The 15688-nt window shown below is 70.2% G+C and carries 12 protein-coding genes and 2 pseudogenes; 5 read left to right on the top strand and 9 right to left on the bottom strand.

Annotation, left to right across the window (positions count from 1 at the left end; all coding sequences use genetic code 11):
- Positions 1-89 precede the first annotated feature (89 nt).
- Together AB0G59_RS05235 and AB0G59_RS05230 are read left to right on the top strand one after the other, a co-directional pair.
- Complete coding sequence (locus AB0G59_RS05235) at positions 90-794, top strand: lipoprotein (RefSeq protein WP_360908183.1); 705 nt, start codon at positions 90-92, stop codon at positions 792-794.
- Between the two features lie 990 nt (positions 795-1784).
- Positions 1785-3401, top strand: a complete 1617-nt coding sequence (locus AB0G59_RS05230; protein ID WP_360908636.1) for an NAD(P)/FAD-dependent oxidoreductase — start codon at positions 1785-1787, stop codon at positions 3399-3401.
- Between the two features lie 167 nt (positions 3402-3568).
- Here AB0G59_RS05230 and AB0G59_RS05225 read toward each other — a convergent pair whose 3' ends face one another.
- The 5 genes from AB0G59_RS05225 to AB0G59_RS05205 all read right to left on the bottom strand — a co-directional run bounded on the left by AB0G59_RS05225 (position 3569) and on the right by AB0G59_RS05205 (position 9694).
- Positions 3569-5020 carry a PepSY domain-containing protein gene (locus AB0G59_RS05225; RefSeq protein ID WP_360908181.1) on the bottom strand — a complete coding sequence of 484 codons (1452 nt, stop codon included), beginning with the start codon at positions 5018-5020 and terminating at the stop codon, positions 3569-3571.
- A 110-nt stretch (positions 5021-5130) separates the two neighbouring features.
- On the bottom strand, positions 5131-5850 hold the full coding sequence (locus AB0G59_RS05220; protein ID WP_360908179.1) for a hypothetical protein: 720 nt from the start codon (positions 5848-5850) through the stop codon (positions 5131-5133).
- Positions 5851-6123: 273 nt separating this feature from the next.
- Positions 6124-7257, bottom strand: coding sequence for a bifunctional 2-methylcitrate synthase/citrate synthase (locus tag AB0G59_RS05215; protein WP_360908177.1), 1134 nt, complete (start codon positions 7255-7257; stop codon positions 6124-6126).
- 20 nt (positions 7258-7277) lie between these two features.
- Positions 7278-8183: a methylisocitrate lyase gene (gene prpB, locus AB0G59_RS05210; RefSeq protein WP_360908175.1), complete on the bottom strand. Its 906-nt coding sequence runs from the start codon at positions 8181-8183 to the stop codon at positions 7278-7280.
- Positions 8183-9694, bottom strand: coding sequence for an MmgE/PrpD family protein (locus AB0G59_RS05205; protein WP_360908173.1), 1512 nt, complete (start codon positions 9692-9694; stop codon positions 8183-8185). Before AB0G59_RS05205 ends, prpB begins: the two co-directional genes overlap by 1 nt.
- 176 nt (positions 9695-9870) lie before the next feature.
- Here AB0G59_RS05205 and AB0G59_RS05200 point away from each other — a divergent pair, with 176 nt between their 5' ends.
- Both AB0G59_RS05200 and AB0G59_RS05195 read left to right on the top strand, forming a co-directional pair.
- Positions 9871-11322, top strand: a complete 1452-nt coding sequence (locus AB0G59_RS05200; protein ID WP_360908171.1) for a short-chain fatty acyl-CoA regulator family protein — start codon at positions 9871-9873, stop codon at positions 11320-11322.
- A gap of 173 nt (positions 11323-11495) precedes the next feature.
- A pseudogene (locus tag AB0G59_RS05195) lies at positions 11496-11591 on the top strand (cold shock domain-containing protein); the annotation flags it as partial.
- Between the two features lie 678 nt (positions 11592-12269).
- Here AB0G59_RS05195 and AB0G59_RS05190 read toward each other — a convergent pair.
- Positions 12270-12557 carry a hypothetical protein gene (locus tag AB0G59_RS05190; RefSeq protein WP_360908660.1) on the bottom strand — a complete coding sequence of 96 codons (288 nt, stop codon included), beginning with the start codon at positions 12555-12557 and terminating at the stop codon, positions 12270-12272.
- 220 nt (positions 12558-12777) lie between these two features.
- Positions 12778-12975 (bottom strand): annotated as a pseudogene (locus AB0G59_RS05185) (transposase family protein); the annotation flags it as partial.
- A gap of 114 nt (positions 12976-13089) precedes the next feature.
- On the opposite strand from AB0G59_RS05185, the gene AB0G59_RS05180 reads away from it, so the two are divergent.
- Positions 13090-14169: an LLM class flavin-dependent oxidoreductase gene (locus AB0G59_RS05180; RefSeq protein ID WP_360908169.1), complete on the top strand. Its 1080-nt coding sequence runs from the start codon at positions 13090-13092 to the stop codon at positions 14167-14169.
- 135 nt (positions 14170-14304) lie between these two features.
- Here the strand turns inward: AB0G59_RS05180 and AB0G59_RS05175 are convergent, their stop codons facing one another.
- Entirely contained in the window at positions 14305-14547 is a 243-nt protein-coding gene (locus AB0G59_RS05175) for a hypothetical protein (protein WP_360908167.1), read from the bottom strand.
- A 258-nt stretch (positions 14548-14805) separates the two neighbouring features.
- Positions 14806-15363 carry a DUF3291 domain-containing protein gene (locus tag AB0G59_RS05170; protein WP_360908165.1) on the bottom strand — a complete coding sequence of 186 codons (558 nt, stop codon included), beginning with the start codon at positions 15361-15363 and terminating at the stop codon, positions 14806-14808.
- Between the last annotated feature and the right edge of the window lie 325 nt (positions 15364-15688).

Below are 15688 nucleotides of genomic sequence, written 5' to 3'. Positions count from 1 at the left end.
CGAACGCCCAGGGGAGAATAACGTTTTGCACCGGACCGGCGCGCCGGGCTATTTTACTTTCCGTTTGCTTAATCGGCAGGGAAAGGTTCATGCGCAAATTCACAGAGGGACTGGTTTTCGCCGCGCTCATGGCCGGTGTGCTCACCGGCTGCGCTTCCGGCAACGACAAGGCCGGTAAGGCCGGTAAGGCCGACACGGCGGAGGCGGCCGGCAAGGCCGCGGGGAAATCGGAGTCGTCGAAGTCCGCGGCGCCTGCCGCGACGGCGAGCACCGAGTCCGGGCGGGGCAGCGGTACCAGGGTCGGCGAGGCCGGCTCGGCGTGTGAACTCCCGGTGTCGTTCGAGACGGCCGAGGGCTGGACGGCGAAGGCGATGTCGGCGGTCGACAGCGAGTTCCTCGGTGAGTTGACCCACCACAAGTCCCTCAAGGGAGCCTGTGAGCTTGACACGAAGGAGCGCGTGATCAGCAGGATGCTGGTGTGGACCGGGCCCGCGACGGACTCGTCCGCGCGGCATGTGCTCGATGTCTTCATGACCGAGGAGGGGGAGTACCTCGTCGAGAGCAAGTACCAGGACCTCAAGGTCGGCGGGCTCCCGGCGGTGGAGGTCGTCTACAAGCTGAACAGCCCGAAGCTGAAGGAGAACCGGGAGCAGCGGGCGCTCGCGCTGTCCACCCCGAAGGGCGTGGTCGTCGTGCAGCTCCGCGGCTTCGACACGGCGGAGCACCGGCAGATCCTTCCGGTGTACGAGCTGGCGAAGAAGACCGTGTCCGGGCCCTCTGTCGCGGCGAATTAACGGTCGTCAATTTCCAGCGGGTGTAGCGTAAGGATGACGACCTCACGACCTTGAGGCATGTCCCGGATCAAGCGCTTCCGGGACGGTCGACCAACTCGCCGGATCTTCCGCATATTTCGAATCCAGCCCTTACCGACTTCTTTCCCCTGAGCAGAAACGGTTGTGTCGTGGATTCGAGCCATGGCTGTGGAGTGCCCAGTTGACCGTGTCGCCGGAACCGCTGCCGCGCGTGGCCTTTGGTGTCCGCGGTTCCGGCATCCGCTGTGGTGCCCTCGATGATTCCGGCCCATGACTCATTCCGCTTGGCATTGAATCGATGGCCCGATAGATCCGATGTGGGCGATTCTGCGCCGGCTGTACGTTTTTGATGCGGCCAGGAGATGGAGCACGACTGCAATATCTCCGGATTATCGGAGTTTTCGATTCGAGGTACTGGGCTTGACGCTCCTCAGGCCGCGGCTGCCGTTCACCTTCTCGGTACCGGAGCAGTTCGAGGACTGCGATTTCACCCTCTCGCCCGAGGATCGGGCCGACACGATCATCGACAGGCTCACCGCCCTCGACTCCCAGCCCAGCGACGAAGAGATCCTGCACGCGGTACTGGCCCAGCATTCGATGGTCGATCTGCTCGCCAATAGCGGCTGTGTGTACGCGGGCGTCCTGCTCGCCCGCCCGGAAGCCCGGGAGGCACAGGACGCAGAGGAACCACAAGGCGAAGAAGGAGCTCAAAAGGAAGAGGAGGCGCAAGCCCCCATCTCCTCGCTCCTGCTGACGGTCACCGTACGCCCCAGTGAACTGTCCGACGACGACACGGTCGAGCGGCTGGCCCACAGCATGGCCGCGACCTACCCGACCGCCGAGGTCGGCGTGGTCATCCCGTACCGGCGCGCCGCCGTAAGCCGGGGCGCCGGATGCCCCGGCCTCGCTTCGCCGGGGTCTGGCCGCGCCGATCGACGCGTGCTACGAAGAGACATGGCGACATCGAGGGACATACCCGGGACGATCCCGGACGCCGCCCACCGGACGGGAGCCCGCCCCCCGGCCGGGCAGGCCGTCGGGGCGTACGACGCGGTGATCGTCGGCGGTGGTCACAACGGTCTGGTCGCCGCCGCCTATCTGGCCCGTGCCGGGCGCCGGGTGATCGTCCTGGAACGCCTCGGCCGAACCGGCGGTGCGGCCGTCTCCACGCGCCTCTTCCCCGGCTTCGACGCCCGGGTCTCACGCTACGCCTATCTCGTCGGCCTGCTGCCCCAAAAGATCGTGAAGGACCTCGGGCTGCGCTTCACCGTCCGCAGGCGCGCAGTCTCCTCCTACTCCCCCACCGCGCGTGCGGGGCGGCCCACCGGCCTCCTGGTGGAGCGTGATCAGTCCCGCACCCGCGCGTCGTTCGCCCGGCTCACGGGATCGGACAAGGAATTCGACTCCTGGCAGCGGTTCCACGGCATGACCCGCCATGTGGCCGAGCGGGTCTTCCCCACCCTCACCGAACCGCTTCCCACCCGAGCCGGACTACGAGCCCGTATCGACGACCGGGCCGCCTGGGAAGCCCTCTTCGAGCGCCCCCTCGGCGAGGCCATCGAGGCCGCTTTCGACGACGACCTCGTGCGCGGCACGATGCTCACCGACGCTCTCGTGGGCACCTTCACACACGCCCATGACACCACGCTGCGCCAGAACCGCTGTTTCCTCTACCACGTCATCGGCGGCGGCACCGGCGACTGGAACGTCCCCGTGGGCGGCATGGGGGCACTGACCGACGCCCTCGCCGACGCGGCCCGCTCCGCCGGCGCGCACATCCTCACGGAGTGCGAAGCGACGCACATCGCCACGGACGGCCACACGGCCGAGGTGACTTCCCCGCAGGGTACGTTCGCTGCGCGGCACGTCCTGGTCAACGCCTCACCGCACGAACTGGCCCGGCTCCTGGGCGAGCCGCCCCCACCGGCGGCCGAGGGCTCCCAGCTCAAGGTCAACATGCTGCTGCGACGGCTGCCCCGGCTACGCGACACCGCCGTCGAGCCGCACACCGCCTTCTCGGGGACCTTCCACATCAGCGAGGGGTACGAAGAGCTGGAGACCGCCTACCGACAGGCGTCCATCGGCCGAATCCCGTCCGCCCCGCCCTCGGAGATCTACTGCCACTCCCTCACAGATCCCTCCGTCCTCGGCACCGCACTGGCCCGCGAGGGGTACCACACCCTCACCCTCTTCGGGCTCCACACGCCGAGCCGGCTGTTCACCACCGACCACGACGCCACCCGGGAGCGACTGCTCCGAGCCACGCTGGAACAGCTCGACTCCCACCTCGCCGAGCCCCTCGCCGACTGCCTGGCCGTCGACAGCGACGGCCGCCCGTGCATCGAGGCCAAGAGCCCCCTGGACCTCGAGGGGGAACTGGGCCTACCGGGCGGCAACATCTTCCACTCCGCGCTCGAATTCCCCTACAGGGACGACACGGACAACGGTGACGAGCTGTCGGCGGCTGCCCGGTGGGGCGTGGAGACCGCCCACCCCAACATCCTCCTGTGTGGTTCGGGCGCGGCACGCGGCGGCCTGGTCAGCGGCATCCCGGGCCACAACGCGGCCATGGCCGCACTGAGCCACTGACCTCGGTGGTGAATCCTCCGCGGGACCTGGAAGGCCCTTCCGCAGTCCAAGTCGCAGCATCGAACCTGTTGATCATGGCAGCGCGCTCGCCACGTCCCGGCAGTGAGCCGCGACGTGGCGAGCGCCTTCGGGCGAGCGGTCCATGTGCTCGCTTGCTTGTCTGCTGCCTAGTCGGCGCGCCGGTGTCTGGCCAGGCCGACGACCGCGTCGATCAGCAGGAACCCGAGCAGGGTGACGCCGAGGACCGGCAGGGCCCAGCCCAGGGCCGCGACCGCCGGGGCTCCGACGATCAGGGCGGGCAGCGGGATCTTGCGCCACGTCCCCCTGGCGGGCGCCTTGCCCACCGGAGCGGGCCGGTCGGAGCGGGTGGGGCGTCGCTGCCACCACATCCGGTAGCCCCAGAAGGTCACCGACATGAGGCCGATGGCGACAGCGGCGAGGAGGATCTGGTTCGCGATGCCGAAGAGGACACCCATGTGTCCCTGGATGCCGAGTTTGGTGAGCTTGGCGGTCAGGGGATAGTCGGCCCACCGGCTGTGCGCGGTGACCTTGCCGTTGGCGGTGTCCACGGCGACCCGGTCGTAGTGGACGGGCCAGACGTTGTCCTTCTGGGCGACGGCCCAGGCATGTGAGGGTGCGTCCGGCGCGGTGATCTGCACGGTGCCGCCGAGCCCGGCCTCGCGGGCCGTGCGCAGGGCGGCGTCGAAGGCGGCGGGGTCGGCGGCGGCCTGCTCGGCGGCGGGTGCCCCACCGTGGCCTTCGTGGCCGGCGTGCTCGTCATCGGCGGGCGGAGTCGCGCCGGGCAGCTGGGTGTCCAGTTCGGGGGCGTGGCCCTGGACGGCGTCCAGGGCCCGGCCGAAGCGCTCCCCGGCGTACGTCGACCAGGTCAGCCCGGTCGCGCTGAGGAACAGGAGGCCCAGGGCGAGCCACACGCCCGTGGCGGCGTGCCGGCTACGGGTGCGGCGCACGCCGCGCGCGGCCCGGTCGGGCAGCAGGACGCCGCGCGCACCGCGGGCGCGCCGGCCCCGACTGCGGCCGATCCACAGCACGAGTCCGCCGAGTACGAGCACCCACAGCCAGCTCGCGGCCGCTTCGGAGTACAGGCGGCCGACGTCGCCCAGGTGCAGGTCGCGGTGCAGGTCACCGAGCCAGGTCGTCAGCGGGGTGGAGCCGAACGAGGTGGTCAGCTCACCCCGGATGTGGGTCGTGTACGGGTCGACGAACACGGTGAGCTGCTTCTCGCCGAGCTCGGGCAGCGAGAACACCACGCGGGTGGTGTCCTCCGGTCCCGGCGGGGTGATGACGGAGGCCAGCGTGTCGTGCGGGTGGTGGGCCTGCGCGGCGGCTATCTGCTCGGCCAGCGGTCGCGGCGCGTCGCCGACGGCGGCGACGGTCAGCTTGTCGCCGTAGAAAAGCTGGTCGAGCTGTGGGGTGAAGGTGTAGAGCAGGCCGGTCAGGGCGGCCACGAACAGGAAGGGGGCGACGAATACGCCGGCGTAGAAGTGCATCCGGAGCAGGAGGGCGCGCACGCCCTGCCAGGAGCGGGTCGCCGACGGCTCCGGACCTTCGGTGGGGGGACGGTTCGGGGGACTCTGGGTGGGTTCTTCGATGGTGGGCATGCGGGTGATCCCATGGTGCTGAGCGCCGCAGGCGCGGCGCGTCCGGCAAGGACAGGAGGACCCGCCGCGTGGCGGCGGGGTGTCGTGATCGCGGAAGCGGTGCCGGGCGATCAGGCCGGAAGCAGCGAGGGAGGGCCGCGCCGGGGAATGCCGCGAGCCAGGAGGGCACCGAAGGAGAGGCGAAGCGGGGCTCCGGGCGCCGGAACGCGCGAAGTGGGAGGTACCGGCGACGTGGCCAGGACGGGGCAGTGGAGGCCGCGCAGCAGCAGGCCGGCGATGCGGCGCAGGATCCGCTCGCCGAAGAGCAGGCACACGGCCGTCCCCAGGGTGGCCAGAGCGTGCCCCGCGGTCATCGCGGCCGTCATCTCGTGCCCGACGCCGCCTGCGGCGTTCGTCTCCGCCCCGAGCGGGCCAGGAAGATCCCAGGGTTCGGCGCACCCCGCACCGGCGCCCGGGGGCTCGCCGCACATCCGGCCGGTCGGGAGCGCATGCGCCGCCATGTGATGGCCGGCGGAGGACCCGGAGTGATGCGCGACATGCCCGGAGCCGTCCGCCCGCTCGACGCTGGAGGATGACAGCAGGTGCAGGACGAAGTGCAGCGCGAACTGCGCCCCGCCGGCAAGGAGAACCGCGGCGTCGAACCGCAGCCGCCGGACACCGCGGACCGCCGTGCCGAGCACCGACAAGGCGGCGAGAACGCGCAGCAGCGCGCCCGCGCCGGGGAGGTGCCCTCCGGCCGCTCCGTGTCCCGCTATGCCGAGCAGCAGGCAGACGCAGGCGCAGAGCAGACCTTCAGCGGTCCGCCTCGGCCAGCTTTCCGGTCCGCGCACGGGGACAAGGTAGCGGCGGCGCGGCAGTGCGTCAGGCCACCAGGAAGGCGGCCTAGTGCCGTTCACACCAGTGCGTTCGTCGGGCGACTGACCGTCATACCGGGACGGGCGGGCTCCACTTGTTTCCCGCCGTCAACCGGCGCGCCCTCCGTCGATCACCGGACCCTCGAAGACACAGTGCGGTAAGTCACAGCGGCACGAATCGCAGCCTTTCTCAACCGTCCGGGCGTTTTCGGACACCGGAGCGACGGGACGGCGGGGGCGGGCCGGCCCTCACGCGGCGGGTACGGGCCGCTGCTGCCGCCCGGCGTAGGCGGCCAGCGGCCTGATGAGTGCGTTGCGCTCCAGCTGCTCGGTGATGTGGGCGGTCCAGCCGGTGACGCGGCTCATCACGAAGAGCGGCGTGAAGGCGGGGATGTCGAAGCCCATGAGGTGGTAGGCGAGGCCGGCGGGGTAGTCGAGGTTCGGGTGGATGCCCTTGCGGCTGAGCATGGCCTGCCGCAGTGCGGTGTGGAGGGCGGCGAGCCGGGTCACCTCCGGGTCGCCGGCTCGGGCGACGAGCCGGTCGGTGGCCTCCTGCATCAGCGGGACGCGGGAGTCGCCGTGCTTGTAGACGCGGTGCCCGAAGCCCATGATCTTGCGCTTGTCGGCCAGCGCCCGGTCCAGCCACTGCTCGGCGCGGTCCGGGTCGCCGATCTCCTCCAGCATGTGCATCACGGCCTCGTTGGCGCCGCCGTGCAACGGTCCCTTCAACGCTCCGACGGCTGCCGTGACCGCGCTGTAGAGGTCGGAGAGCGTGGAGGTGACGACCCGGGCGGTGAAGGTGGAGGCGTTGAAGCTGTGCTCGGCGTACAGGATGAGGGAGATCTCGAAGCACCGAATGATCTCCGGCTCCGGCACGCTGCCGAAGCACATGTGGAAGAAGTTCTCGGCGAGGCCGAGGGACGGGTCGGGCTGGACGGGGTCCAGGCCGCGGCGGCGCCGGTGGTCCGCGGCGACGACGACGGGGAGTTTCGCCAGCAGGGTGAGCGACTTGGCGCGGTTCGCGGTCGGACTGCCGTCGTCCTCGATGGGGTCTTCGGCGCCGAAGAAGCTGACGGCCGTCCGCAGGACATCCATGGGGTGACAGGTCGCGGGCAGCCGGGCGAGCAGTTCGGCGGTCGTGCGGTCCAGCGGGCGCAGCGCGCGCTCGCGGGCCCGGAAGTCCCGCAGCTGTGCGGCGTCCGGGAGCTCGCCGTACCACAGCAGGTACGCGACCTCCTCGAACGAGCGGTGGGCGGCCAGCTCCTGGACGGGGTAGCCGCGGTAGGTGAGGGAATTGGTCTCCTCGATGACCGTGGAGATGGCGGTGGTGTCGACGACGACACCGGCCAGGCCGCGGTGGATTTCGGGCGTGGTGGTGGTCATGGCGGGCTCTCCGGTGCGTGTCAGGTGCCGGGCGGGAGGGTGAAGTCGAAGACCGTCGAGTCGAAGGCCGCGTACTCGTCGTAGCCGAGGAGTTCGTAGAGCCGGGAGCGGGTCTGCATCCGCGGCAGCAGGGACTCCTGGGTGCCCTCGGCGGCCAGGACGCGCAGTCCCTCCTCGAGCGCGCCCATGGCCAGGCGCAGGAGAGTGACCGGGTAGAGGGCGATGTTGTAGCCGAGGTTCTCCAGTGTGGTGACGTCCAGCAGGCGGCCCTTGCCGAACTCGGTCATGTTGGCGAGCAGCGGCACGTCCACGGCTTTCCGGAACGCCTCGAACTCGGCCTCGTCCGCCAGCGCCTCGGGGAAGACGGCGTCGGCGCCGGCGTCCACGTACGCCTTCGCCCGGTCGATGGCGGCGGGCAGCCCCTCGACGGCGCGCGCGTCGGTGCGGGCCATCAGCAGGAAGTCCGGGTCGCGGCGGGCGTCGGCGGCGGCCCGTACCCGGCGGACCATCTCCTCGCGTGGCACGACGCTCTTGCCGTCGAGGTGGCCGCACCGCTTCGGGTTGACCTGGTCCTCCAGGTGCAGTCCGGCCAGGCCGGCGTCTTCCATGAGCTGCACGGTGCGTGCGGTGTTCATGGGTTCGCCGAAGCCGGTGTCGGCGTCGACGAGGACGGGCAGGTCGGTGACCCGGGTGATCTGCTGGGCGCGGCCGGCGATCTCGGTGGCCGTGGTCAGGCCGATGTCCGGCAACCCGAGGTCGGCGGAGAGGACGGCGCCGGAGAGGTAGACGGCGTCGAAGCCGGTGTCCTGGATCAGCCGGGCGGACAGCGGGCTGATGGCGCCCGGCACGCGCAGCAGGCGGCCGGAAGCCAGCTTCTCGCGCAGGTCCCGGCGGCGTTCGGCTGGGGTGGTGCGGGTGTGGAGCATCAGAACAGGCCCATCGGCAGTGCGGAGTCGTACGCGGCGAGGAACGCGTGGTCGACGGCCGGGAACAGGCCGTCCAGTCCAGGCGCATCCAGCTCGGCGAGCCGGCTCGCCGCCTGCAGGAACCGCTCCTGGTCCCCGGAGGGGACGATGCCCTCGGCGAGCGTCCGGAACTTGGCGGTGTAGCCCTGGCGGTCGAAGGGGCGGGCGCCGGCCGGGTGTGCGTCGGCGACGGCGAGCTCGTCCTCTATCACCGTGCCGTCGGCCAGGGTGATCACGGCCCGGCCGCCGAAGGCGCGGCGGGCCGGATCGGGGTCGTGGTAGCGGCGGGTCCACTCCGGGTCCTCCACCGTGGAGATCTTCCGCCACAGGGCGACGGTCTCCGGGCGCTGCGCGCGCTCGGGCGCGTACGACCGTTCGTGGTGCCAGGTGCCGTCCTCCAGCGCCACGGCGAAGATGTACGGCACGGAATGGTCCAGGGTTTCCCTGCTGGCCTGCGGGTCGTACTTCTGGGGGTCGCCCGAGCCGGAGCCGATCACATGGTGGGTGTGATGGCTGGTGTGCAGCACGATCTCGCGTACGCCGTCCAGCGGTCCGGCCTTCTCGCTCAGCCGCCGTGCCAGGTCGATGACCGCCTGGGCCTGGTACTCGGCGGAGTGCTCCTTGGTATAGGTGTCGAGGATGGCGCGCCGGGCCTCGCCCGGCTCCGGCAGCGAGACGGTGTACGAGGCGCCGGGGCCGTCCAGCATCCAGGCGAGGAAGCCGTCCTCGCCCTCGTAGATCGGTGACGGGGAGCTCTCGCCGCGCATCGCCCGGTCCACCGCCTCGATGGCGGCCTTGCCGGCGAAGGCGGGGGCATACGCCTTCCAGCTGGAGATCTCGCCCTTGCGGGACTGACGGGTCGCGGTGGTGGTGTGCACGGCCTGCTGCACCGCTTGGTACACCGTTTCGGTCGGCAGCCGCAGCAGCGCGCCGAGGCCGCAGGCCGTGGCGGCGCTCAGGTGCGCCACGTGGTCGATGCGGTGCTTGTGCAGGCAGATGCCCTTGACCAGGGCCACATGGATCTCGTACGCGGCGATGATGCCGCGCAGCAGGTCGGCGCCCGTGCGGCCGGTGTGCTGGGCGACGGCCAGCAGGGGCGGGATGTTGTCGCCGGGGTGGGAGTAGTCGGCGGCCAGGAACGTGTCGTGGAAGTCCAGCTCACGGACCGCGGTCCCGTTGGCCCAGGCCGCCCACTCCGGGGACACGCGCACGGCGGGGCCGGCACCGAACACCGAGGCGCCCTGCGTGGAGCGGTGCGGCAGCGCCTGGGCGCGGGCAACAGCCACCGGGCGGCGGCGCAGGGAGGCGACGGCGACCGCGGCGTTGTCGATGACCCGGTTGACGGCCATCGCGGCGGCTTCGGGGGCCACATGCTCGGTGCCGGTGGCTACGGCGGCCAGCTTCCAGGCGAGCTGCTGCTCGCGGGGCAGCCGGTCGGCGCTGGGGTGGACACGTACCTGATGGTCGATCACGGGACTCCTCGCGGCGTGCGTCGGATGCTGCGTACACACCGGACACTGCCCGCCGTGGGCCGTGAGAGCGACGGCTCCATTCTGTGGAATCCGTCCAGGCAGGAGCTGTGAAACTGCGAATCTTGCGAAAGATGCGGATGCTATTTTTCGCAAGACGAGGGGCGGAAGGTGAGCGGATGACGAGGACGCCGGTCCGGAAGATCTACGCACACGCCAAGCTGCGGAGGCTACGGCGCGAGCACGGGCTCAACCAGGTGGAGCTGGCGCGCTCCCTCGGCATCTCCACGAGCTATCTGAACCAGATCGAGCACAGCCAGCGCCCGCTGACGGCCCCTGTCCTGCTGCGGATCGCCGAAGTTTTCGGAGTCGACCCCGAGTTCTTCTCCGAAGCCGACGAGGAACGCCTGGCCACCGACCTGCGGGCCGCCCTCGGTGACGAGGCGTGCGGCACCGGGACTCCACCGCCCGCCGAAGAGGTCACGGAGATCGCCCGGGATCACCCGGAGGTCGCCCGCGCCCTGGTCGCGCTGCACCGCCGCTACCGCGACGCCGCCGAACGCGCCGCCGCCCTCGCCGGCCCGGGGGACACCGCCGTACTGCCGCCCGCCGAACCGCACGACGAGGTACGGGACTTCTTCTACGAGCACCACAACCACTTCGCGCTGCTGGACGAGGCGGCCGAGCGTACAGCGGAGGAGCTCGCGCAGAGCGACGGGACCGGGCTGCGGCCCGGCCGGGCTGCCGACGCGGTCGCCGCCCGCCTCGAAGCCCGCCACGGCATCAAGGCCGTCCCGGCGTCCGGAACGCGTGCGGTCGACGTCCGCCGCTTCGATCCCCGAACCGGATTGGTGTTCCTGTCGCCGTGGCTCAGCGACGGGCAACGGGCGTTCCAGCTCGCCACCCAGCTGGCCCTGACCGAGCAGTCCGGGCTGATCGACGCCCTCGCCACCGGCCCGGCCCTCGTCTCACCGGAATCGGTGTCCCTCGCCCGGATCGGCCTCGCCAACTACTTCGCCGGCGCGCTCCTCATGCCGTACACCGCCTTCCGCGCCGCGGCGGAGGAACTGTCCTACGACATCGAGCTGCTGCAGGCCCGCTTCAGTGTCGGCTTCGAGACGGTCTGCCACCGGCTGAGCACCCTCCAGCGCTCCGGGCAGCGCGGGGTGCCGTTCTCCTTCCTGAGGGTGGACCGGGCCGGCAACATCTCCAAGCGCCAGTCGGCGACCGACTTCCACTTCTCGCGCCTCGGCGGCACGTGCCCGCTGTGGACGGTGTACGAGGCGTTCTCCGCGCCGGGCCGCATACTGACCCAGGTCGCCGAAATGCCGGACGGGAAGCGGTACTTCTGGCTCGCCCGTACGGTCACCCGCAGCGGCCTCGGCCACCACGCTCCGCGCGCCGACTTCGCCGTCGCCCTCGGCTGCGAACTGCGCCACGCCCACCGCCTCGTCTATGCCCGTGGTGTCCCCCTGGACGACCCCCGGGCCGCCACCCCGATCGGCCTGGGCTGCCGCATCTGCGAGCGCCGCGACTGCGCCCAGCGGGCCCGCCCGCCGGCCGGCGGACGCCTGGCCATCGACCCGAACGGGCGCACGCATGTGCCGTATCCGGTGATCGAGGACGCGTGAGCCCGCGCACGAATCCACGGCCAATCCGAGGGCCTGCTGGACGACGCCTGCCACATGCCGCTCGAGCTGGGACGAGGTCAGGGGGAAGCTCTTGTCCCTGCGACGAGCACGCACCGCAGAGCTGACGTCCGGACGCTCCGCCCGGAGCGTGCGCAGAGCCTCCACCGCCGCAGGAGGGCTTCAAGGTCCTGCAGGAAAACCAGAAGGTGGAATTCGAGGTCAAGACAGGCCCCAAGGGCCTGCAGGCCGCCAACATAAGGCCCCTGTAGCCCTCCGGCGCTGAGATGCGCCTGACGCCTGACCGACGACCGGGGGCGGGCGGGAGCCTCGTTCGGGTCTCGGTCAGCCGGTGAGAGGTCGGCGAGGTCTTACGGCATGACGACGGGTACCAGTGATCACCGCCCTTGCCACGTGCGTATCAGTTAGGACGTGTCCGACCGGACGGGGCGTCGTTGATCCGGCCACCAGGCCGCGATGATGAGCGGCCCATATGACAGGAGTGCAGCGATGCTCTTGCCCATTACCGGTCAGCTCTTGAGCTGGGCCGTGGCCGGGATCCACGCCTTCGTCGGAGCCTTGATCCACTAGGCGGCTGGCCTGCTCTGAGGGCAGCGCACTTGCCGTGGCATCGGGCCGGGGAAGCCTCGGAGCCTCCCTCGGCCCGACGCCGCCCGACCCTGAAACGCCTAGGTGGTGTCTGATGGCTCTTTGGCGAGGTCGCGGAGCCAGATGACGATGGCAGTCGCCGTCGTAGTCGTGGTTCTTGAGACGCGGGCACGTGTCGGCGCACTCACCGCCCAGCGCCCCACCGACCTGTCCCGCGACCGCGCGAGCGGCTCTATCCCTCCCTACCGCACCCAGGGCTGTTGCCAAGTCGTGTGATCTGGCGCGCATGATCCGAGCGGCCTGGATCGTGCCAGGAAAGTCCGGCTCCAGCCCGTCAACGGTCAGCGCCTTGACGACCCTCCGTTCACGCCGACCATGCCCGCGGCTGCGGGCCGCATGGCGGGCGGTGACCCGGCTCCAGGCAGCGGGCGCAGCGCCGTGGACAGGGACGGCTGGTTGTTCTTGACCACCAGCAGGTAGTGCGCCTGCTGGTCCCGCTGGTCCCGGGTGAGGAAGCGGACGTGCTCGCGCTGGGTGTGCAGCGCGTCGGCGGTGACGACGATCCCGGTCAAGCCGAAGGGCGCGAGCAGCCGGGCAAAGCCCGTGATCTCGTTGGTCTTGTCCGGCACCCACAGCTGACTGATCGTCTGCCCGTCGCCAGCCGTCGCGGCCGGCAGATGTGCGGACGGGACGTGGCCGTTGCGGGAGCCGCGGGCACTCTTTGCGGTCCACTGCGACTGTGGTAGCCCCGGCCGGATCGCCACCGGCCAAGTCGGCCGGCCCGCCTGGGCAGACCCGCTCCAGCGCCCGGCGGATGGTCGCTGCACTGGGCGCGATACGCACCGCGAAGGCGCCGACGACCCGGGTACCCAGCCGGGCCAGGGTGGTCTGCGGGGCCGCAGCGGCCCATTGCCCGATCGCCGTGTATGAGCGGGCGCCGGCCACTACCGCGGACGCCGCGATCAGCACCACACTCACGAACGGATGACGTACTCCCCGCCTACGGCGCGGGCCGGGCAACCTGACCAGCCGCTCCGTCAGCGACATGCCCGCCACCCGGTACGGCGACAGGGTCTTGACGAGACACGGCATGGACGGCCCTGCGCCGGGACCTGCCATGCTGAGCGGGTTCGATTCGATCCTCGCACCTTGGAGGTTTTGATGCGTGCAGGCGTCGTTGTCGCCGCGCAGCCCGGTGTGGAGGACCTCGCCGTGCGGGCCGAGGAGTTGGGCTTGCACAGCTTCTGGGTCAACGACACCCCGATGGTCCACGGCGACCCCTTCGTCGCCTTGAGCCTGTGTGCGAAGGCCACCAGCCGCATCAGGCTCGGCATCGGCGTGACCTCACCGGCGCTGCGCTCGGCTCCGGCCGCCGCGAGCGGGCTCGCCAGCCTCAACGCCCTGGCACCGGGCCGGATCATCTGCGGAGTCGGCACCGGAAACACCGCCCGGCGCACCCTGGGCATGCGGCCGACCACGGCGGACAGGCTGGAGAACTTCACCGTCGCACTGCAGGACCTGTGCGCCGGACGTTCGACCGAGTACCGCGAAGGTGACCGGGTCCGCGACATCCGGTTCCTGCACGCCGGGGCGCACGTGAACACCGCCGACCCGATCGAGTTCGTCGTGGCCGCGCTGCTCGGACCGAAGGCCGCCGCCGTCGCCGGCCGCCGCGGCACCGGCCTCATCTCCTTCGGCCTGCTGGACCCCACCGCCTGGCACGCGCTGCACGACACCCGCCGCCACGCCGCCCAGGGCACACCCCGCGACCCCGACTCCCCCACGGGCTCCCGGGCGGACTCCTACGTGGTCACCTCGCTCCACCTACTCGACGAGGACGAGGACCCCCACGGCGAGGCGGCCCGGGACGCGACGGGCCACCTCGTCCTGTCGCTGCTGGCCTTCGCCGCCGATACAGCCGCCGACACACCCGCCTTCGCCGAGCAACTCGGCCTCGAGGAACGCGAGGCGGTGCGGCGGCTCCTCGACCGGCGCGGCACTACCGCCACCGCGCCGGACCGGCACACCAAGCTCTACCCCAACTACCTCGGACGCATCGCACCGCAGGACCGGGACCTGGTCCTGCCCTCGCTGATGAACACACTGGCCCTGGTCGGCACCCGCGACGACCTCCTCGCCCGCATCACCACCATGGAACAGGCCGGCGTCGACGAACTCCTCATCCAGCCGGTGATCGACCCGCCCACCGAGATGGCTCTGCTCGCGAAACTCCTCACCTGAGCTGACCCGCCTGCCGCACGTCCTTGACCCGCACACCTACGAGATCACCAAGACTTTGCAATCGCCCTGGGTGGTGGGGGTGATGATCACGCTCCGTCGCCGCCGTCGGCGCCACTACTGCCGGGCAACCCTGGCTTACGACGGCCGCCGCGGAATGTGGCGATCAGGAGTCGGTGCATAGGCGTTGAACGGCAGGGAAATGCTTCTGCGGCTGCCGGGCTCCTGGATGGAGGCGACGGTCTCCAAGGCGAGGAGGCTGTCGCCGAAGCAGCGGTAGGTGACCAGGTCGATGGTGCGGCCCATTTCGTGGACGGCGTGGAGGTCGTAGCGGGTGAAGTTCTCCGCGATGCAGATCACCCGCGGGGCGGACCACAGCACCTGGGAGGCGGCCTCCTTCCCGAGGCGCTCGCGGACCAGGAGCTGGAACTCACCCCGGTATTCAATTTTACCGACCGCAGGAGCCCGTGAACCGGCTCTGAACTGCGGACACTCATAGGCTACATGTCCATGACGGGGAGTCGGAGCCGTTTGGCTTTGTTCACGAGAACCGAGTTCGTGAACAAAGCCAGGCCGTTGCTGTTCGCCGTCATTCAATCGAGGCGTTTGACAGTGAATCCAGTCGTTCAGGCTTCCTTGTCAGTGAACCTGGTCGCTCTTCGGCCCGATGCTTTTGATCCTGGTCGGAGTTCCGTCCGGGGCGAATGAGTGGCGGAAGGTGAAGGCGTGCGGCGCGGAGCCGTGGTCGTGGAGGTGTTCCAGCCTGGAAACCCCGTCCTGCCAGGTGGGTATCATGCCGTCGGAGACCCACCAGCACACGTAATTCGGGTGTGCTGTCCTCTCGAACCAGTCGTAACGCCTGTTGAGTGCCTCACGGTGCAGACCGGTGTAGATGGCGTCGAAGGCGGGGCGCAGGTCGGTCCAGAGTGAGAGGGTCGCGTCCAGGGCAGCGGTTTCCACAGTGCGGCCCTTGCCGTACCAGGTCGGTACGGCGAACTCTCCCCATGCACCCCAGTCCAAGTCGAAGTGTGTGCCCCGGCTGCGGTCTGCCGCTTCAGCACGATCGAGGTATCCGGGGTGCTGGCTGATCTTCCGGTAGATGGCCTTGCCGCTGTCGCGGAGTTCGCGCGTGAGAGGTGAGGGATCGGCGATAGGTGACTTCAGGACGCCGAATGTGTACAGCGCAAGATGGGGCATGCGTCTCTCCCTGGTTGAGGGTGCCTGGTGTGGACCCGGTTCGGTGGCTTACGCATCGGGGCGAGGATTCCTGGGGCGTGACCGACTCATCCCGTAGCGGGTGGCTCAGCCTGAAGGAACTCCTATGCGACGGTGGGCGATCACCGAAGACCAGGTGAAGGTAGCTGCCTCTGCGCGCCATGTCGAAGTTGCGATTTCCCTGTCCAAGTGCCCTCCTGCACAGGTCCTTGCGGGAACTGGGGCAGTGGCGCTGCCTGCCGCCGTGGACAGTTGCTGTAACTCGCCTGGGAGGTCTCATAGGACGGCCCGACCACCGGGGCGATGG

Origin of the sequence: Streptomyces sp. NPDC021096, from assembly GCF_040641275.1 — a bacterium.
Classification (GTDB): domain Bacteria; phylum Actinomycetota; class Actinomycetes; order Streptomycetales; family Streptomycetaceae; genus Streptomyces.
This window is presented reverse-complemented; position numbering and strand designations above follow the sequence as displayed.